At 61.9% G+C, this 19,854-nt stretch carries 18 protein-coding genes; 4 read left to right on the forward strand and 14 right to left on the reverse strand.

From position 1 onward, the window contains the following. Positions 1-31: 31 nt before the first annotated feature. The 6 genes from ACTJK9_RS18345 to dadA all read right to left on the reverse strand — a co-directional run bounded on the left by ACTJK9_RS18345 (position 32) and on the right by dadA (position 6,124). Complete coding sequence (locus ACTJK9_RS18345; protein WP_085612070.1) at positions 32-1,954, reverse strand: acetyl-CoA hydrolase/transferase C-terminal domain-containing protein; 1,923 nt, start codon at positions 1,952-1,954, stop codon at positions 32-34. A 136-nt stretch (positions 1,955-2,090) separates the two neighbouring features. Beyond that, positions 2,091-2,507, reverse strand: coding sequence for a c-type cytochrome (locus ACTJK9_RS18350; RefSeq protein ID WP_064600380.1), 417 nt, complete (start codon positions 2,505-2,507; stop codon positions 2,091-2,093). Positions 2,508-2,688: 181 nt separating this feature from the next. Further along, positions 2,689-3,237 (reverse strand): cupin domain-containing protein, encoded by a 549-nt coding sequence (locus ACTJK9_RS18355; RefSeq protein ID WP_003229444.1) that lies wholly within the window; start codon positions 3,235-3,237, stop codon positions 2,689-2,691. 88 nt (positions 3,238-3,325) lie between these two features. Continuing rightward, positions 3,326-4,399 (reverse strand): alanine racemase, encoded by a 1,074-nt coding sequence (gene alr, locus ACTJK9_RS18360; protein WP_085612071.1) that lies wholly within the window; start codon positions 4,397-4,399, stop codon positions 3,326-3,328. Positions 4,400-4,494: 95 nt separating this feature from the next. Continuing rightward, complete coding sequence (locus ACTJK9_RS18365) at positions 4,495-4,848, reverse strand: RidA family protein (RefSeq protein ID WP_039765240.1); 354 nt, start codon at positions 4,846-4,848, stop codon at positions 4,495-4,497. Continuing rightward, positions 4,820-6,124, reverse strand: coding sequence for a D-amino acid dehydrogenase (gene dadA / locus ACTJK9_RS18370; RefSeq protein WP_064600388.1), 1,305 nt, complete (start codon positions 6,122-6,124; stop codon positions 4,820-4,822). Before dadA ends, ACTJK9_RS18365 begins: the two co-directional genes overlap by 29 nt. 154 nt (positions 6,125-6,278) lie before the next feature. On the opposite strand from dadA, the gene ACTJK9_RS18375 reads away from it, so the two are divergent. Beyond that, positions 6,279-6,767: an Lrp/AsnC ligand binding domain-containing protein gene (locus ACTJK9_RS18375; protein WP_003177284.1), complete on the forward strand. Its 489-nt coding sequence runs from the start codon at positions 6,279-6,281 to the stop codon at positions 6,765-6,767. A 4-nt stretch (positions 6,768-6,771) separates the two neighbouring features. Here ACTJK9_RS18375 and ACTJK9_RS18380 read toward each other — a convergent pair whose 3' ends face one another. Continuing rightward, entirely contained in the window at positions 6,772-7,125 is a 354-nt protein-coding gene (locus ACTJK9_RS18380) for a YkgJ family cysteine cluster protein (protein ID WP_440815272.1), read from the reverse strand. Positions 7,126-7,270: 145 nt separating this feature from the next. Between ACTJK9_RS18380 and ACTJK9_RS18385 the strand changes: the two genes are divergently transcribed. Next, the gene (locus ACTJK9_RS18385; protein WP_085612072.1) at positions 7,271-8,581 is read left to right on the forward strand and encodes an NAD(P)/FAD-dependent oxidoreductase; all 1,311 of its coding nucleotides are present in this window, start codon (positions 7,271-7,273) and stop codon (positions 8,579-8,581) included. Between the two features lie 135 nt (positions 8,582-8,716). Here the strand turns inward: ACTJK9_RS18385 and ACTJK9_RS18390 are convergent, their stop codons facing one another. Continuing rightward, the gene (locus tag ACTJK9_RS18390) at positions 8,717-8,962 is read right to left on the reverse strand and encodes a DUF1127 domain-containing protein (protein ID WP_440815276.1); all 246 of its coding nucleotides are present in this window, start codon (positions 8,960-8,962) and stop codon (positions 8,717-8,719) included. A 179-nt stretch (positions 8,963-9,141) separates the two neighbouring features. On the opposite strand from ACTJK9_RS18390, the gene ACTJK9_RS18395 reads away from it, so the two are divergent. Continuing rightward, positions 9,142-10,569 carry an aminotransferase-like domain-containing protein gene (locus tag ACTJK9_RS18395; protein ID WP_085612073.1) on the forward strand — a complete coding sequence of 476 codons (1,428 nt, stop codon included), beginning with the start codon at positions 9,142-9,144 and terminating at the stop codon, positions 10,567-10,569. Positions 10,570-10,581: 12 nt separating this feature from the next. On the opposite strand, the gene ACTJK9_RS18400 is transcribed toward ACTJK9_RS18395, so the two are convergent. The 4 genes from ACTJK9_RS18400 to ACTJK9_RS18415 form a co-directional block, all read right to left on the reverse strand. Then, positions 10,582-11,124: a hypothetical protein gene (locus ACTJK9_RS18400; RefSeq protein WP_221398333.1), complete on the reverse strand. Its 543-nt coding sequence runs from the start codon at positions 11,122-11,124 to the stop codon at positions 10,582-10,584. 14 nt (positions 11,125-11,138) lie between these two features. Then, complete coding sequence (locus tag ACTJK9_RS18405; protein ID WP_440815280.1) at positions 11,139-13,562, reverse strand: fimbria/pilus outer membrane usher protein; 2,424 nt, start codon at positions 13,560-13,562, stop codon at positions 11,139-11,141. Next, positions 13,562-14,269, reverse strand: a complete 708-nt coding sequence (locus ACTJK9_RS18410; RefSeq protein ID WP_085612076.1) for a fimbria/pilus chaperone family protein — start codon at positions 14,267-14,269, stop codon at positions 13,562-13,564. Before ACTJK9_RS18410 ends, ACTJK9_RS18405 begins: the two co-directional genes overlap by 1 nt. 129 nt (positions 14,270-14,398) lie before the next feature. Next, entirely contained in the window at positions 14,399-15,058 is a 660-nt protein-coding gene (locus ACTJK9_RS18415) for a DUF1120 domain-containing protein (RefSeq protein WP_085612077.1), read from the reverse strand. A 376-nt stretch (positions 15,059-15,434) separates the two neighbouring features. Here ACTJK9_RS18415 and ACTJK9_RS18420 point away from each other — a divergent pair, with 376 nt between their 5' ends. Further along, a complete protein-coding gene (locus ACTJK9_RS18420; protein WP_139831671.1) occupies positions 15,435-16,970 on the forward strand; it encodes a phospholipase D family protein in 1,536 nt (511 codons plus the stop codon). 21 nt (positions 16,971-16,991) lie between these two features. Here ACTJK9_RS18420 and ACTJK9_RS18425 read toward each other — a convergent pair whose 3' ends face one another. Together ACTJK9_RS18425 and ACTJK9_RS18430 are read right to left on the reverse strand one after the other, a co-directional pair. After that, positions 16,992-18,137, reverse strand: coding sequence for an MFS transporter (locus ACTJK9_RS18425; protein ID WP_085612079.1), 1,146 nt, complete (start codon positions 18,135-18,137; stop codon positions 16,992-16,994). Positions 18,138-18,294: 157 nt separating this feature from the next. Next, positions 18,295-19,788: an aldehyde dehydrogenase gene (locus ACTJK9_RS18430; protein WP_064600402.1), complete on the reverse strand. Its 1,494-nt coding sequence runs from the start codon at positions 19,786-19,788 to the stop codon at positions 18,295-18,297. Positions 19,789-19,854 lie beyond the last annotated feature (66 nt).

Genomic DNA, 19,854 nt, shown 5'->3' on the forward strand with positions numbered 1-19,854 from the left:
CCCGCTCCCACAGTTGGTTTTACGGTGAACATTATTGCGCGGTAGCTTTGAGGCCAGTGAGGAGCAACCGCTGAAACAGGTCTTCCTTAAGACCTTCCGGATCAGTGAGCTGCATGCGCGCCAGATGCTCCGGATACAGCGAAGCCTCAGGCGCATCCAGCGCGGCCTTGCCCAACTCCAGAATCTCCGTCAGCTTGAATTTGCTCTTGAGCCAGTTCAGCGCCCGCAACAGATCCTTTTCGACCTCCGTGAAATCGCAGCCCAGCGGATACTCCGGAAACAGGTTCGGATGCCGTGCGGCAATCGCCTGCAAGCGTTGTGGGGTGTTGTCGGTAAAGCGCGGATCGAGACGAAAGTCCTTTGGCAGCTTGCCGACCTTCTGCGCCTGTTCGATCAGGCCCTGCTGGAAGCGCGAGTCGCTGATGTTCAACAGCGCTTCGATCACCACCGCATCTGACTTGCCGCGCAGATCGGCGATGCCGTACTCGGTGACCACGATGTCGCGCAAGTGCCGCGGAATCGTGCAATGGCCGTACTCCCAGACGATGTTCGAACTGACGTCACCGCCGGATTCGCGCCAGCTGCGCAGCAGCAGAATCGACCGCGCATCGTGCAGCGCATGGCCCTGAGCGACGAAGTTGTATTGCCCGCCGACGCCGCTGAGTACCCGCCCGTCTTCCAGCTGATCCGCCACCCCGGCGCCCAGCAGGGTCATGGTGAACACGGTGTTGATGAACCGCGCATCCAGACGCTGCAGGCGTTTGAGCTCTTCCTGCCCGTACAGCTCGTTGATGTAGCTGATGCGGGTCATGTTGAATTCGAGGCGTTTGCTCAGCGGCAACTCACGCAAGCGTTCATAGAAACTGCGCGGCCCGAGGAAGAATCCGCCGTGGATCGAGATGCCGTCGGTTTGCGCCGCCTCGTCGAGGGTCCCGGCGTTGGCCTGCTCCTGAGTCTGCACGTCCGGGTAGACCTTGCGCCGGATGATCCCGGCTTCGGCCAGCACCAGCAGGCCGTTGACGAACATTTCGCTGCAACCGTACAGGCCTTTGGCGAAGGGCTCGATGCCCCCCTCGCGTTCGATCAACTGCGCCCACTGGCTGAGGTTCACATCGGTCAGCAAGTCCTGATATCCGGCGTTGTCGGCCTGACGCGCCAGCAACGCAGCGGTCAGCGCATCGCCCATCGAGCCGATACCGATCTGCAAAGTACCGCCATCGCGCACCAAGGTGCTGGCGTGCAAACCGATGAAATGATCCTGAAAGCCGACAGGCATGTTCGGCGTGGAAAACAGCGTGCTGCTGTCCTTCTCGTCGATCAGCAGGTCGAAGGTATCGATGTCGACTTCGGCGTCGCCCGGCATGTACGGCAACTCGGTGTGCACCTGGCCGACCAGCAGAATGGTCTCCCCCGCCGCCCGGCGTTTGGCGATCATCGGGAACAGGTCGAGAGTGATGTCCGGGTTGCAACTGAGGCTCAGGCGATCCGGGTGTTCGCTGCTGCTGGCGAGCAATTGCGCCACCAGATTCAGCCCGGCGGCGTTGATGTCGCGGGCGGCGTGGCTGTAGTTGCTGCTGACGTAATCCTGCTGGGCCGGCGCGCTGTTGAGCAGGCTACCGGGCTGCATGAAGAATTGCTCGATGCGGATGTTGGACGGCAGGCTGTCGCGGTGCAGGTCGGCGAGGAATTCCAGCTCCGGGTAATCGCCGAACACCCGCTCGACGAAGGGTTCGATGAAGCGCTTCTGCAAACCATCGCCCAGGGTCGGACGGCCAAGGCACAAGGCGGTGTAGATCGTCAGCTGACGTTCGGGCAATCCGGCAATCCGCCGGTACAGCGCGTTGACGAAGGGATTGGGTTTGCCCAGGCCCAGCGGCAGGCCCATGTGGATGTGCGCCGGCAACCGCGCCAGCACGTCGTCCACCGCCTGTTCGATCGAACACAACTGCACCATCTGAAGCCTCCTGCCCGTTCCGTGAATAGAGGTACGACCGAGATTGCCGGTTGTTTGCTGCAAAGAACAGCCTCAGGCCTGAATCGCGGGCACAAAAAAACCGTCCGGAGACGGTTTTTTTCGTCAGAAGCGCGGCTTATTTCAGGCCGGACATCTTCTGGATCGCGCCCTTGAGCTCTTCATCGGAGCAGTCGGCGCAGGTGCCTTTTGGCGGCATCGAGTTGATGCCGGTGATGGCCTTGGCCAGGATGCCGTCGAGGCCGCCCTGGTGATCGGCGCGCTCTTTCCAGGCTGCGGCGTCACCGATTTTCGGGGCGCCCAGCAGACCGGAGCCGTGGCAAGCGTTGCAATGTTTGGCAATCACTTCGTCCGGCGTCTTGGCGCCGCCACCGCCGCCTGCCGAAGCAGCGACTTCCATCCCCTTGCACTCTTGCCCTTGAACACACACCTGGCCGACCGGCTCAAGGCGTTTGGCAATGTCGTCATTCGTCGCAGCTTGAGCGCTGACAGCCCAGAGGGCCAGTACGGTTGCTGGTGCAGCCAGCATTTTCATAATTAGGTTCACGCGTTCACCCTCAATGGTGGCTATTCACGCCTGCGGCCACGGTTCGCAGGCGGGCGCAAGTATAGCGGTTAGCCCGCTTCACTGAAACAACCCCAAAGTCGAAGGGGTTATATCGCGCTGTGGAAAAACGTTTCGGGTGCCTTTGCCGTATGGCCTGGCGCCTCTTGGTTTAAAAATTCGCCGGCGTGGCTGCGCTGATTAGTCGCGCCGGTGCATCGAAAGGGTTACGGAAACGATGCGGCTTGGTACTTTCAAAGTAGTAGCTGTCGCCGGCTTCGAGGATAAAAGTTTCAAGGCCTACCACCAGTTCCAGGCGCCCTTCCACCAGAATCCCGGTTTCCTCGCCTTCGTGGGTCAGCATTTCTTCGCCGGTGTCGGCGCCCGGCGGGTAGATTTCATTGAGGAACGCGATGGCCCGACTCGGGTGCGCGCGGCCGACCAGTTTCATGGTCACGGCGCCGTCGGAAATGTCGATCAGCTCGTTGGCCTTGTAGACGATCTGGGTCGGTTTTTCCTGCAGGATCTCTTCGGAAAAGAACTCGACCATGGACATGGGAATCCCGCCCAGAACCTTCCTCAGCGAACTGATCGAAGGGCTGACGCTGTTCTTTTCGATCATCGAAATGGTGCTGTTGGTGACGCCCGCGCGCTTGGCGAGTTCACGCTGGGAAAGCCCTTTGAGCTTGCGGATCGATTGCAGTCGTTCACCGACGTCCAAGGCTGGAGCCTCCTGATGTTGTAGAAATATTGAGCGTTATCATGGCGACAGCGTTCAGTATTTACAACACTTGGGCCCCGCTAGCGCTTCAACCCTCGGAATAGAGCCTTGGCACCCGGCGCAGATTGCAGAAGATCTGGTACGGAATGGTGTCCGCCCACTTCGCCACATCGCTGGCGAGGATGTTTTTGCCCCACAACTCGACGGTCGAACCGAGGCCGGCCTGCGGTACGTCAGTCAGGTCGATGCACAGCATGTCCATCGACACCCGCCCAAGAATGCGGCTGCGCTGGCCGGCCACCAGCACCGGGGTGCCGGTCGGCGCCTGACGCGGATAACCGTCGGCGTAACCCATGGCGACCACGCCGATGCGCATCGGTTTGTCGGTGATGAACTTCGCGCCGTAACCCACCGGCTCGCCGGCCGGCAATTCGCGCACGCTGATGACTTTCGATTCCAGGGTCATCACCGGCTGCAGGCGCTCGGCCACGGCGTTGGCTTCTTCGAACGGGGTGGCGCCGTAGAGCATGATGCCCGGGCGCACCCAGTCGCTGTGAATCTGCGGCCAGCCCAGCACCGCCGGCGAGTTGCGCAGGCTGACTTCGGCCGCCAGGCCCTGACGCGCGGCTTCGAACACCGCGACCTGATCGGCGCTGCTCTGCTCGTGCAGTTCATCGGCCCGGGCGAAGTGGCTCATCAGCACGACTTTGGCCACTTTGCCGCTGGCCAGCAAACGTTGGTAAGCCGCCGGGTAATCCTTGGGATGCAGGCCCACGCGGTGCATGCCCGAATCGAGCTTCAGCCACACGGTGATCGGCTTGCTCAACGCCGCCTGCTCGATCGCTTCGAGCTGCCACAGCGAATGCACCACGCACCAGAAATCGTGCTCGACGATCAGCGCCAGCTCATCGGCCTCGAAAAAACCTTCAAGCAGCAGCACTGGCGCGCGAATCCCGGCGGCACGCAGCTCCAGGGCTTCTTCGATGCACGCCACCGCGAAGCCGTCCGCTTCAGCCTCCAGCGCCTGGGCGCAACGCACCGCGCCATGGCCGTAGGCATCGGCCTTGATCACCGCCAGTGCCTTGGCACCGGTGACTTCACGGGCGATACGGTAGTTGTGACGCAGGGCTTGAAGGTCGATCAGGGCACGGGCAGGACGCATGGCAGCAGACTTCTTGGCGGTCATGGGAATAAAAACCGGCGCTGGCTGACGGCGTGAACCGCCAACAGCACCGGGAGAGGGATCTTTACAACGGGTTACGGCAACGCGGCGACGATAGAGATCTCGACCAGGATGCTCGGCTTGGCCATCTTCGCTTCGACGGTGGCGCGGGCCGGGGCGGCGCCTTTGGGCAGCCACTGATCCCACACCGAATTCATGCCGGCAAAGTGCGCCTCGATGTCGTTCAGGTAGATCGTCGCCGACAGCAGATGCTGCTTGTCGGTGCCGGCCAGATCGAGCAGGCGCTCGATGTTGGCGAGTACGTCGCGGGTCTGCTGTTCGACACCGGCGTTGAAGTCATCGCCGACCTGCCCGGACAGATACACCGTACCGTTGTGGCTGACGATCTGACTCATGCGCTCATTGGTGAGCTGGCGCTGGATTGCCATGCTTTGCGGACTCCTGGGTGGTGTTGCCATAACGGGAAATATCGAGACCTTCGGCGCTGATCTGCGGCTTTTTCTTCGCCATCAGGTCGGCCAGCAAGCGACCGGAGCCGCACGCCATGGTCCAGCCGAGAGTGCCGTGACCGGTGTTCAGGAACAGGTTCTTGAACGGGGTGGCGCCGACGATCGGCGTGCCATCCGGGGTGGTTGGACGCAGGCCGGTCCAGAAGCTCGCTTCGGCCAGATTGCCGCCCTGAGGATAAAGGTCGTTGACGATCATCTCCAGGGTTTCGCGCCGACGCGGGTTGAGCGACAGGTCAAAACCCGCGATCTCCGCCATGCCGCCGACGCGGATGCGGTTGTCGAAACGGGTGATCGCGACCTTGTAGGTCTCGTCGAGAATGGTCGAGGTCGGAGCCATGGCCGGGTTGGTGATCGGCACAGTCAGCGAGTAGCCCTTCAACGGATACACCGGGGCCTTGATGCCCAGCGGCTTGAGCAGTTGCGGCGAGTAGCTGCCGAGGGCCAGCACGTAGCGGTCGGCGGTTTCCAGCTTGCCGTCGATCCATACGCCGTTGATGCGGTCACCGGCGAAGTCGAGGCGCTGGATATCCTGGCCAAAGCGGAATTCCACACCGAGCTTGGTAGCCATTTCGGCGAGGCGGGTGGTGAAGATCTGGCAGTCGCCGGTCTGGTCGTTCGGCAGGCGCAGGGCACCGGCGAGGATGTCGGTGACACCCGCCAGCGCCGGTTCGACGCGCGCAATGCCGTCGCGGTCGAGCACTTCGAACGGTACGCCGGATTCTTTCAGTACGGCGATGTCTTTGGCGGCGTTATCCAGTTGTGCCTGGGTGCGGAACAACTGGGTGGTGCCGAGGCTGCGGCCTTCGTAGGCGATGCCGGTCTCGGCGCGCAATTCGTCGAGGCAGTCGCGGCTGTACTCGGACAGACGCACCATGCGCTCCTTGTTCACCGCGTAACGGTTGGCGGTGCAGTTGCGCAGCATCTGCGCCATCCACAGGTACTGGTCGATGTCGGCGGTGGCCTTGATCGCCAGCGGCGCGTGGCGTTGCAGCAGCCACTTGATGGCTTTGAGGGGTACGCCCGGCGCAGCCCACGGCGAGGCGTAGCCTGGCGAGACCTGGCCGGCGTTGGCGAAACTGGTCTCCATGGCCGCAGCGGGCTGCCGGTCGACCACCACCACTTCAAACCCGGCACGGGCCAGATAGTAAGCACTGGCGGTACCGATGACGCCGCTACCCAAGACCATAACGCGCATTTTGTATCCCTCATCGCGGCGTGCCGCGTACGTCTGTTGTTAGAGCAATGATGCGCGCAGTGTAAAAAAGATTTGCCAGTGCTTTTCACTGTATAAGCGCCTATATTTGGCGACAATTCTCGGCAAAAACCCTTTTCACGGAGGCGCATCCCCTATGCGTACCAACACTCAAACCAAACGTGAGCTGGACAAGATCGACCGCAACATCTTGCGGATCCTGCAGGCGGACGGGCGTATTTCATTCACCGAACTGGGCGAAAAGGTCGGGCTCTCCACCACGCCGTGCACCGAGCGGGTGCGGCGCCTGGAGCGCGAGGGGATCATCATGGGCTACAACGCCCGCCTGAATCCGCAGCACTTGAAGGGTAGTCTGCTGGTTTTCGTCGAGATCAGTCTCGACTACAAATCCGGCGATACTTTCGAAGAGTTCCGACGTGCGGTGCTGAAATTGCCCCACGTGCTCGAATGCCACCTGGTGTCAGGGGATTTCGACTATCTGGTGAAGGCGCGGATTTCCGAGATGGCTTCGTACCGCAAATTGCTGGGCGACATCCTGCTCAAGTTGCCGCACGTGCGCGAATCCAAGAGCTACATCGTCATGGAAGAAGTAAAGGAGAGCCTGAGCCTGCCGATTCCGGACTGATCGCTCAAACCAGCACTTGCCGATTTTCGGCCATGTACTCGAACACTTGCTTCTCGACCCGCGGGTGAATCAGCTCCACCGGTCGTCGGCCGTTGGGGCACGGCAAGGTCTTCGTCGTACCGAACAACCGGCAAATCAGCGGCCGCTCGTCATACACCGTGCAGCCATTTGGCCCCAGATGCACACAGTTGAGTTCTTCCATGGCCGCATCCTGCTCGGCGCGGGTCTTGCGCGGCAGGCGGGACATTTCCTCGGGCGAAGTGGTCACCGGCCCGCAGCAGTCATGACAGCCCGGCACGCACTCGAACGTGGGAATCTGCTGACGCAGGGCGCGGATTTTCTGACTGTTGCAGCTCATTGCAGCGGTAACCGGAGCGGAATAGGCGGCAATTGTGCCGCAAAAGCCGTGATCCAGACACCACGGGCCGACCAATGTTGCCCGTCCTCGGGCCTGCGGCTTATGCTCCGTCAAATTTTCTCGACACCCGCTCAGGATGACGCCCATGAATGCCCGCGCCCACGCCTCCGCGAGCCAACCCCACGTTGCCTCTTATTACGCCGCCAGCAGCCTGCCGCACCCCGACCATCCGGTGCTGCAAGGTGAACTGATCGCGGACGTGTGCGTGGTCGGTGGCGGCTTCTCCGGGCTGAACACGGCGCTGGAATTGGCTGAACGGGGTTTGAGCGTCGTGTTGCTGGAGGCGAACCGGATCGGCTGGGGCGCCAGCGGTCGCAACGGCGGGCAACTGATTCGCGGGGTCGGTCACGGCCTCGATCAATTCGCCAACGTGATCGGCACCGACGGCGTACGTCAGATGAAACTCATGGGCCTGGAAGCGGTGGAAATCGTCCGCCAGCGCGTCGAAAAATTTCAGATCCCCTGCGACCTGACCTGGGGTTACTGCGACCTCGCCAACAAACCTTCCGACCTTGAAGGTTTTGCCGAAGACGCCGAAGAGCTGCGCAGCCTCGGTTACCGCTACGAAACCCGCCTGCTGCAAGCGAACGAAATGCACACCGTGGTCGGCTCCAAACGCTACGTCGGCGGCCTGATCGACATGGGCTCCGGGCATCTGCACCCCCTGAACCTGGCACTCGGCGAAGCCGCAGCAGCGCAGCAACTGGGGGTGAAGCTGTTCGAACAATCGGCGGTCACCCGCATCGACTACGGCCCTGAAGTCCGGGTGCACACCGCACAAGGTTCGGTGCGGGCGAAAACTCTGGTGCTGGGCTGCAATGCCTATCTCAATGACCTCAATCCGCAACTCAGCGGCAAGGTGCTGCCGGCCGGCAGCTACATCATTGCCACCGAACCGCTGAGCGAAGAACAGGCTCACGACCTGTTGCCACAGAACATGGCGGTCTGCGACCAGCGGGTGGCGCTGGATTACTATCGGCTCTCGGCGGACCGGCGCCTGCTGTTCGGCGGCGCCTGCCATTACTCGGGGCGCGATCCGAAGGACATCGGCGCGTACATGCGGCCCAAAATGCTGGAAGTGTTTCCGCAACTGGCCTCGGTAAATATTGATTATCAGTGGGGCGGGATGATCGGCATCGGCGCTAACCGTCTGCCGCAGATTGGCCGGCTCGCGGAGCAGCCGAACGTGTATTACGCCCAGGCCTATTCCGGCCATGGCGTGAATGCCACGCATTTGGCGGGCAAGCTACTGGCCGAAGCCATCAGCGGACAGCACAGCGGCGGTTTCGACCTGTTCGCCAAAGTGCCACACATCACCTTCCCCGGCGGCAAACATCTGCGTTCGCCGCTGCTGGCGTTGGGGATGTTGTGGCATCGGCTCAAAGAGTTGGTCTGATGTTTTTGTTGAGGCTCTGAATACGCCTTCGCGAGCAAGCCCGCTCCCACAGGTGACCGCGCTTCGACTGGAGAACACGGTCGAATTCGGGAGCGAGCTTGCTCGCGAAGGGGGCCGAAACAGGCATCGAAGATTTCAGATCCGCCAGAACGGCTTCAATCCCTCCTCCAGCGCCTGCTCGCGGGTCAGCCCGATATCCTTGAGCTGTTCCGGCGTCAGGCGCAGCAACGCCTTGCGCGTGTGCAGACGATGCCAGAACAGGTCCCAGCGACTCAGGCCGGACGGTGCGTTGCACATGCTCTCGTTGCGCGCATTGCCCTGTTGCCCTGCCTCCAGTTCCTGACTGTGTAACGTCAGCCGCACATCGCTCAAGCCGTTCATTTTGATTGCTCCTGTTTACTTGGGTAGCCAGAGATTCCATGATGCGCGGGCGGGCAAAAGCATTACAGATTCAACAGATCTGTATTAATTCCATACAGATTGATCGTCTCAAGCTCTGAATTGTCGATTTTTGCCGCATCTGTACCGGTTTACCGAATCACCTGCACCGAGGCAGTGTCATGACCCTGTATGTAAACCTCGCCGAACTGCTCGGCACGCGCATCGAACAAGGCTTCTACCGCCCCGGCGACCGACTGCCGTCGGTGCGCGCCCTGAGCGTCGAACACGGGGTCAGCCTGAGCACGGTGCAGCAGGCCTATCGCATGCTGGAAGACAGCGGCCTGGCCACGCCGAAACCCAAGTCCGGGTACTTCGTGCCGGTCGGTCGCGAGTTGCCGGAACTGCCGGCGGTGGGGCGTCCGGCGCAGCGGCCGGTGGAAATTTCCCAGTGGGATCAGGTGCTGGAACTGATTCGCGCCGTGCCGCGCAAGGACGTGGTGCAGCTGGGTCGCGGCATGCCGGACATCTCGTCGCCGACGATGAAACCACTGCTGCGCGGACTGGCCCGTATCAGCCGCCGTCAGGACATGCCCGGTCTGTATTACGACAACATCCACGGCACTCTCGAATTGCGTGAACAGATTGCCCGGCTGATGCTCGATTCCGGCTGCCAGTTGAGCGCAAGCGACCTGGTGGTCACCACTGGTTGCCACGAAGCGCTATCCACCAGCATCCACGCGATCTGCGAGCCCGGCGACATCGTCGCGGTGGATTCGCCGAGCTTCCACGGCGCCATGCAGACCCTAAAAGGCCTGGGCATGAAAGCCCTGGAAATCCCCACCGACCCGCTCACCGGCATCAGCCTAGAAGCCTTGGAACTGGCGCTGGAACAATGGCCGATCAAGGTCATCCAGCTCACGCCCAACTGCAACAACCCGCTTGGCTACATCATGCCGGAGTCGCGCAAACGTGCCCTGCTCAACCTGGCCCAGCGCTTCGACGTGGCGATCATCGAGGACGATGTGTATGGCGAACTGGCCTACACCTACCCACGTCCGCGCACGATCAAATCCTTCGACGAAGACGGCCGCGTGCTGCTGTGCAGTTCGTTCTCCAAGACCCTGGCGCCGGGCCTGCGCATTGGCTGGGTCGCGCCCGGCCGCTATCTCGAGCGGGTGCTGCACATGAAATACATCAGCACTGGCTCCACGGCACCGCAACCGCAGATCGCCATCGCCGAATTTCTCAAGGCCGGGCACTTCGAACCGCATTTGCGGCGGATGCGCACGCAATACCAGCGCAATCGCGACGTGATGATCGACTGGGTGACCCGTTACTTCCCGGCCGGCACCCGCGCCAGCCGCCCGCAGGGCAGCTTCATGCTCTGGGTCGAACTGCCGGAAGGTTTCGATACGCTGAAACTGAATCGTGCGCTGCACGATCAGGGCGTACAGATTGCCGTCGGCAGCATCTTTTCCGCCTCGGGCAAATATCGCAATTGCCTGCGCATGAACTACGCGGCCAAACCGACGCCGCTGATCGAAGAAGCAGTGCGCAAGGTCGGCGCGGCCGCCATCAAGCTGCTGGCTGAAAGTGACAACTGCTGACGCGGAGGTGCTTTAGCGCAGACGCAATCCCAGATCAGTCTCGAAGCGGGTCAGGTCACTGACCCGGCTCGCCGCAGATGGAATCCGCGCGTCCAGTTCCAGCTCGACCTCCATGCCCTGCCCCTCTATCCCGACTCCGGCGAGCGCAGGTATCAGTCTGGAACCAGGACGCAGGACATCAGCGTCCGGCCCGTCTACCAGCCCCTCGCTGAGCCACTGCGCCGGTTTGCCGTCGACCCGCACACTCATCACACGCACCTTGAGCGTACCGGCGCCGAAACGGTAAAGCCCGGCAGCCGCGGCGGGCCCGACCAGTTCCAGTCGCAACGGGCCTGACCGGCTGCATTGGACGGAGGCCTGAGCGCGACGAAGACCGAAACTCAACGGATCACCCTGGACAGACTGCGCCAGTAATTGCCCGCGCGTCGTGGTCCCGAAGTCGATGACGGCCGGGCCAAGTCTGACGGTGCAATCGGGGTTCGCCTCTACCCGGGCCATGGCTGTCAAAGTGCCCGCCAGCAGTACGCATGTAGCGCCGTTCTTCAATCCTTGCATGATGTTTTCCTTTTTCAGGCAATCCGGCAGATAGCCGATGCAGTTTCATACAGTGCGTCGGCGTCAGGCTCCAGGCTCAGGGCGAACTCCAGGCGACAACGCTGACCATCCGGCAACAGCACGTGCAATTGAAGGCCTGGCTGCAAGTCGGACAGGAAAATCCGCCCGGCCTCCAGCACGCTGGTGACGTACTGTCCCTGCCCGTCAAACACGCCGACACCCTTGTAGACAAAATCGTCATCCGGCATGCGCGCCTGCAACAGCACGCGCCGTGCGGTCACCATCTCGAACGCCAGGTGCGGCACCGCGCCACGTCCGGCCTCGACCTCCTGATAAGCGTTGTGCACATCGACATTGCGCCGCAGGCTGGCCGTATCGAGTTCGACCCGTGCCTTGCTGTACGCCGGCAGACTGGCCGCCACGGCGTGTCCGGAGCCATCGGTCCAGACCGGACCGCGCGGGGTATTCAATTTGACGCCAGCACTGTCACCGGCCTTGAGCAAGGCGAAGGTTTCGCGCAGCGGATAGGGCGACAGGGTCACGCCGCCACCATGCACCAGTGCACCGCCACGCAGGCCGATGTCATAGCTCTGGTCGCCGGCACCGCTGCGGGCATAGCCCATGTCCATCTGACTGTAGCGGGGCAACAGATTGACCCGCCCGTTGAACCCGGCACGGCCGTCATCCGGTCGCTCGGCGCCGATGCTGTAAGCCAGGGTATCGCTCAGTTGTTCGTTGAACCGCAGACCACTGCGGGTACCGCTCACGTCGTCGCTGCGCACATAGCCGTGCACGGTCCGGCGCTTGCCCAGCGGCAAACTGACGCTCAGATAGGCCGCTGTGCCGCGGGCATCGTCCGTGGCCCCCGCGACAGCGCGCTCAACCGTCAATGTCACGTTGGCCCGGCGAATGCTCTGCGACCAGGCCAAGGCAACTCTTGAGTTGGCCGTCCCGTCAAACATGGAAAACCGCGAGTAGCTGCCGGAAAACCCACCGAACATCGGGCTGCTGGTGCTGAGGTTGGCCGTCAGTTGATTGCGCATCCGCTGGAACGGTCGATCATTGCGCGCATCCCAGGTGGTATCCGAGAGTGTGCGAAAACCCTGGGTCTGCTGGGTCAGCGCGACACTTGCCGATAACCTTTCACTCAACAAACCGCTCGCGGTCCACTGCAACTGCGTGCCGGTCAGTGCCTGGTCCTGCGCCCGGGAAAGCACCTGACGACCACTGACTACCAGGCGATCGCCAACGCCGCCCTGCAGTGCCCAACCGAGCGACTGATAGCCGCTGCCGAGCATCGCACCGGCCGTGGCCTGCCAGCGTGGGCTCAGTGGCCAGTCCTTGCTGGCTGCCGCAAACGCCGGAGCATCGCGCTCATCACCGGCATAGCGTCGTACCTGACCGACCGCCAGCCCATAACCTGGCGCCCGGCCCGTCATCCCACCCCGCAATTGTGTCGCCGGCACAATAAAACGCCGTTGCTGCCCGTCTTCCTCGTGGACCGTCACCTCCAGATCCACGCTCTGACTGAGCAGCGGCAAACCCACCAGCGTGAACGGACCACTGGGCACCACCGTGGTGTAGATCAGCGCACCGTTCTGGGTGACTTCGATCCGGGCCGCGGAATAGGCAATCCCTTCGACCCGCGCACCCGAACTGTCTTCGTCCAGCGCCATCAAGGCGAGCTCCGGCTGCACCTGAAAGCCATTAAAAGCCTCACCGGAAAACAGTGGCGATACCAGGTTCAACTGACCCAGTTGCAAGTTGGCCTGATAGTGTTCCGAAGTGTGCGAAGCGTAGGTATACAGGTGCTCGATACGCTCCTGACCGGCAAACTCGCTGTACACCTGACGACTGCGAAACAACCAGTCCGCCGCATTCAAGCCCAGCTCGGCGTTCAGACTACGGTACTGCGAAGACTGTCTGGCGTAACGGCTGCCAAGCAGCAAGGCGTCGTAGTTGAACAGGCCCGCCGTACCACCGTTGACGAAGCTGCGGCGAGCCGGACGCTCGGGCAACAGTTTATCGGTGGGCATCAACAACGCGACGTGCTCCTGCGACGGATCGGCCTGCACCACTGCGTCCGGAAAATACCGGGCAAACAGCTCGCACCCCGTTTCACCCGTCGACTCGACGTGATCCGTCGCCCTGATGCCACCCCGCTCCAGAAGTGACGGCGCGAAACACAACTCGCCCTCGGCATCGAACGTGACCTGTACCCGCCCCTTGGGGACGCCGTTGACCGAGAGTGTTACGGCCTGCACGCCCTCGCGAAAGCGCGGTGCCTGGCTGAAATACTCGGCCAGGCGCGGATCCAGTCCACGTGATTTCAGTACATCCTCATTGAACTGCACCCCCCCAAGCTCTGCGCTTTCGGCGCTATGAACGAAACTCAAAACCACCATCAACACAGCGTCGGCATAACCACGCCAATGCATCAGTCCGTCACCAACGGAGCGTCAAAGTGCGCGATGGCGAAACCATAGGTGGTGACCGGGAACAGCCGCACCTGAGTTGGCGAATGGCTCGGCTCAGCCGTCCCGCTCAAGGTCAGTTGCTCACCGGGCAGTACATAGGTGCGACCCAGATCCATTTCCTTTTTGCCTGGCAACAAAGTCACCGAATGCCCCAGCCGCACAACATACGGACTGGGGTTGAGAACTTGTACTTCAGCGCCCTTTCGCGACCAGACCAGATGCTTCCATGGCTCTCGGTCGACCGGCAGGCTCGCCGGGCGCAGGATCGCTGGAATGTTTTGCCGCACGCTCAGACTGACCTGGGCTTTACTCGAGGAGTCCTGCGGTGCGATGCCCTCGAACACCACACGCTTGAGGCGCTCGGTCTTCAAAGGTTCGGCGCTGCGAAGGATGAAGCGCACACGCTGCGTGGTGCCGGGTTCGACCCGGGCGACCGGGGGCGTCAGCAGCAACAATGACTCGGTGTCCTGCGGTACGTCTTCAATGGACGTGTGCAGCAGTGCTGGATGCGGCTCGCTATTGAACACGTTGATGCCCGCTTCCCCAACGCCTTCGTCCAGCACCACGACAGGGGTCTCGGGAACCATTCCCGCTGCGTGGATCGGCTTTGGCACCCACAAAGAAACCAGCAACACGCTGGCGATGGCATTTCGCACAATGGCGTTCATGGAATTTTCCACAGGCAAGCACGCAACCGGCATCCATGCCGGGCTACGGACCAACCGATCGGGTTGATTGGAAAGGACAGGCCTCGGAAGCGACCGAAGCCTGTCGATGGTTGCGCGTTGCGCGCCCTGTCAGAGGTAGAGCAGCTCGAAAGTCGCCGAGCCTCTGAGCGCGATTTCAGAAGTGATCGGAAGGTTCGACGCCGGCCCGATCACCGGCACCAGCGTCATGGGAAAAGTGTGCACCACCCCTGGCAATGGACCTGCAGCCAGGCTGCGCCCCCAGGAATAGCGAAGATTGCCTTCGTAGTTTTTCCCGACCAGCGTGGCAGGCGCCGGGATATCCCAATTGGCGTTTGCACCCTGTTTGTACATCACGATAGAGGTCTGGCCATCGACGGTCGGCGTGCCGAATCGCAGGCCATACCCACCGATCTTGGTACCCGCCACCTCACCTATCCCGTAGATGTACATGGCCCAATCCGAGCCGTCGACGACGATACCAGGCAATTGGGTATGGGCCTGATTGTCATGCACCTTGATGGCCATGGGTGCGGACGCCGAACAACTGACACTCAGGGTGACGTTGTGGTTGGTCAGTTCGGTCTGACTGTCCCGGTTCAGTGCGGCGGCGGAAATATTGCCCAGATCCACCGTGTTGCCGCCGGCGAAGGCCGGCGTACACGAAGTCGGGATGATAGTACCGGTGATCGTCAGATCCGCACCGTCGGCCATGGCCAATGCCGGGCACAGGGCGCTTGCGACAGCTATCGCACGAAAGGTCTTGCGCATGAAAATTCTCACTCCATAAGAATCAAAAAATTACAGCCAGCTGCGCCTTTTCTGAGTGAAAAACAGAAATGTCCTTCCTCAAAATCAGCACGGCGATTATTCCGATTGCGTCATGGGAGTGATGTAAGGCGAGGGCTTAATCGGCACCGGAAAAATCGCTGCAAGGTGTAGCTGATGTGAGCCGGAAAAATCGTCAATTCGTTTAAGAACTCTCGCTTGCCCGACAGTCATAAGCTACAAGCCGCTCTGGTCCAGGGCTCGGATTGACTGACCGTCGAACGGATAACACGCTGCGTGCGCCGTGCCATACTCCTGACCTCGCCCACACCCGGAACGATCCGACTTGAGCTCAAGACATTCCCTGCCATTTGCACTGATGTTCGTCCTGCTGCTCGCCGGGTGCGCCTCACTGGATGTTCCACGAGAACCCAGCCAGACCCTGCCAGCCAACGGATCGGCATTCGGCCGTTCGATCCAGGCCCAGGCGGCGCCCTACAAGGGCCAGTCCGGTTTTCGCCTGCTGTCCAACAGTACCGAAGCCTTTACCGCCCGCGCCGAGCTGATCCGCAACGCCCAAAGCAGCCTCGATTTGCAGTACTACATCGTCCATGACGGCATCAGCACCCGAATGCTGGTGGAAGAATTGTTGAAGGCTGCCGACCGTGGCGTGCGGGTGCGGATCCTGCTGGACGACACCACCAGCGACGGTCTCGACCTCATCATCGCCACCCTCGCGGCGCATCCACAGATCCAGATCCGTCTGTTCAATCCGCTGCACCTGGGGCGCAGCACCGGTGTGACCCGTGCGGCCGGGCGGCTGTTCAACCTGTCGCTGCAACATCGGCGCATGCACAACAAGTTGTGGCTGGCGGACAACAGTGTGGCGATCGTCGGCGGGCGCAATCTGGGCGATGAATACTTCGATGCCGAGCCCAACCTGAACTTCACCGACATCGACATGCTCAGTGTCGGGCCGGTCGCCGAACAGCTCGGGCACAGTTTCGACCAGTACTGGAACAGTGCCCTGAGCAAGCCGATCGACGAATTCCTTTCCAGCAAACCCACGGCCAAAGACCTGCAGAACACCCGCACGCGCCTGGAAGAATCCCTGGAAGAGACCCGCAAACAGAATCACGCGCTGTATCAGCAGTTGATGACTTACCGCACCGCTCCGCGCATGGACGTCTGGCGCCGGGAGCTGATCTGGGCCTGGAATCAGGCGTTGTGGGATGCGCCGAGCAAGGTGCTGGCCAAGGGCGAACCCGACCCGCAGCTGCTGCTGACCACACAACTGGCGCCGGAGCTGACCGGTGTCAGCAAAGAACTGGTGATGATTTCTGCCTATTTCGTGCCGGGACAACCGGGGCTGGTCTACCTGACCGGCCGCGCCGATGCGGGCGTGTCGGTAAGCCTGCTGACCAACTCGCTGGAAGCCACCGACGTGCCGGCGGTGCACGGCGGTTATGCGCCGTATCGCAAGGCGTTGCTGGAACATGGCGTGAAGCTGTTTGAGCTGCGGCGCCAGCCTGGGGATAACGACGGCAGTGGCCCGCACCTGTTTTACAGCAAGTCCTATCGCGGCTCGGATTCGAGCCTGCACAGCAAGGCGATGATCTTCGACGGCAAAAAATCGTTCATCGGCTCGTTCAATTTCGACCCGCGCTCGGTGCTGTGGAACACCGAAGTCGGGGTGCTGGTGGACAGCCCCGAACTGGCGGCGCACGTGCGCGAACTGGCCTTGCAAGGCATGGCGCCGGCGCTCAGCTACGAAGCGAAACTGCAGGACGGAAAAGTGGTGTGGGTCACCGAGGACAATGGCCAGATGCACACGCTGACCAAGGAGCCCGGCAACTGGTGGCGGCGCTTCAATGCGTGGTTCAGCACCACCGTGGGACTGGAGCGGATGCTGTAGCAACCCGCTCCAGCCGCCTCATCAAGCGGGCTCCGGCACCTTGCCGAACGCCCCTTGTCGCGACAGCAGAATCACCAGCCCGAACGCGCCGGCCGCCATCAGCCACGGCAACGCATGTCCGCTGATCCACTGGCTGCCCGCGCCCGCCATCAACGGCCCGATCAGACAACCGACACCCCACAGCTGCGCGACATGCGCATTGGCGCGCACCAGCGCATCGTCGCGGTAACGCTCGCCAATCAGAATCAGCGAAAGCGTGAACAGACCACCGGCACTGGCGCCGAACAGCACCCACAGCGGCCAGATCAGCAAGGTGTCGAGCAGGATCGGGATCGCCAGGCTCGACAGCATCAACACCACGGCGCAGCCGGTGAACAGGGTCCGTCGCGACAGGTAGTCGGCCAGCGCACCGATGGGCAATTGCAGCAGCGCATCGCCCACCACCACAGTGCTGACCATCGCCAGCGCGATTTCAGCGGTGAAGCCCTGTTGCAGGCAATACACCGGCAACAGCGTCAGGATCATCGCTTCGAATGCGGCGAACAAAGACACCGCCCAGGCGATGGCCGGCAGTTCGCGAGCGAAGCCCCACAGATCGCCGAAGGTCACGCTGCTGGCCTCGCTGCTCGGCGCGCCACTGCGGCCCAGCAGCAGAAACGGCGAAGCGATCAGCAGACCGACACCCACCCAGAAGCCGTAATCGTGATCGGTGCCAAGCGCACCCAGCAGTAATGGACCAGACAGTTGGCTCAGCGCATAACTGCTGCCATACAGTGCCACCAATCGTCCGCGCCAGTGCTCGACCACCAGTTGATTGATCCAGCTCTCGCCGAGGATGAACACGATGGTCAGAACCACGCCGATCATCAGCCGCAATACCAGCCAGATCGGGTAGCTCGGCAGCAGCGCCAGCAGGCCGATGGACAGCGCCCCGGCCCACAGGCACAGGCGCATCAGGTTCGCCGTGCCGAAGTGCGCGGCCAGATGACTGGAAACCTTCGCCCCCAGCAACACGCCGATGGCCGGCATCGCCGCCATCACACCAATGGCAAACGAACCGTAACCCCAACCCTCCAGGCGCAACGACACCAGCGGCATGCTGACCCCCAGGGCCAGACCAACACTCAAGACAGACGCCAACACGGCGAAATACGTCGCCCAACGCATGGTCCACGCTCCTGTGGATAATTTTTATGTGCACCACAAAACCAATGTGGGAGCGGGNTATTGCTGACTGACACACCGCCTTCGCGAGCAAGCCCGCTCCCACAAGGGATCTCTGTTTCGTCAGGGTGCCTGGAGTGACCGGGCTACCGCTAACTGTTTACAGCTTGATCCAGGTCGCCTTCAGCTCGGTGTATTTGTCGAACGCGTGCAGCGACTTGTCGCGGCCGTTGCCCGACTGCTTGAAGCCGCCAAACGGTGCGGTCATGTCGCCGCCATCGTACTGATTGACCCACACGCTGCCGGCCCGCAGGGCCTTGGCGGTCAGGTGTGCCTTGGAAATGTCCTGAGTCCAGACTGCCGCCGCCAGGCCGTAAGGCGTGTCGTTGGCGATGCTGATCGCTTCCTCGGCGGTATCGAAGGCGATAACCGACAGCACCGGGCCGAAGATCTCTTCCTGGGCAATCTTCATCGCGTTGCTCACGCCGTCGAAAATCGTCGGCTCAACGTAGGTGCCACCGGTTTCCTGAAGAATGCGCTTGCCGCCGGCCACCAGTTTGGCGCCATCGGTGTGGCCCGACTCGATGTAGGACAGCACGGTGTTCATCTGCTGAGTGTCGACCAGCGCGCCAACGTTGGTGGCCGGATCCAGCGGGTTGCCCGGTTTCCAGGTTTTCAGCGCCTCGATCACCATCGGCAGGAATTTGTCCTTGATCGAACGCTCGACCAGCAGACGGGAACCTGCGGTGCAGACTTCGCCCTGGTTGAAGGCGATGGCGCTGGCGGCGGATTCGGCAGCGGCTTGCAGATCCGGCGCATCGGCAAACACGATGTTCGGGCTCTTGCCGCCGGCTTCCAGCCAGACGCGCTTCATGTTCGATTCGCCGGAATAGATCATCAGTTGCTTGGCGATCTTGGTCGAACCGGTGAACACCAAGGTGTCGACGTCGTTATGCAGCGCGAGCGCCTTGCCGACGGTGTGGCCGTAGCCCGGCAGCACGTTAAGCACGCCTTTCGGGATGCCGGCCTCGACCGCCAGTTCGGCGATGCGGATGGCGGTCAGCGGGGATTTTTCCGACGGTTTGAGGATCACCGAGTTACCGGTCGACAACGCCGGCCCGAGTTTCCAGCAGGCCATCATCAGCGGGAAGTTCCACGGCACGATGGCCCCGACCACGCCAACCGGCTCACGGGTTACCAGACCCAGTTGATCGTGCGGGGTAGCGGCGACTTCGTCGTAGATCTTGTCGATCGCTTCACCGCTCCAGCTCAGCGCTTGCGCGGCACCCGGCACGTCGATATACAGCGAATCGCTGATCGGCTTGCCCATGTCGAGGGTTTCGAGCAGGGCCAGTTCTTCGGCATGCTGCTTGAGCAGGCCGGCGAAACGGATCATGGTGGCTTTGCGTTTGGTCGGCGCCAGGCGCGACCAGACGCCGGAGTTGAACGTGGCGCGGGCGTTTTCCACGGCGCGCTGAGCGTCGGCGGCGTCACAGCTGGCAATCTTGCCCAGCAGGCGGCCATCGACCGGGCTGATGCACTCGAAGGTCTCGCCGGAGACGGCATCGGTGTACTCGCCATTGAGGAAGGCGCGGCCTTCGATCTTCAGGTCGCGAGCGCGTTGTTCCCAGTCGGCACGAGTCAGGGTGGTCATTCGAGTGTCCTCCTCTTGTTCAATACGAGCGCCGCGATCGTCGCGGTCGTCCTCAGGAATACTGCC

The organism is Pseudomonas sp. 22082 (assembly GCF_052046055.1).
Taxonomy (GTDB): Bacteria; Pseudomonadota; Gammaproteobacteria; order Pseudomonadales; family Pseudomonadaceae; genus Aquipseudomonas; species Aquipseudomonas pharyngis.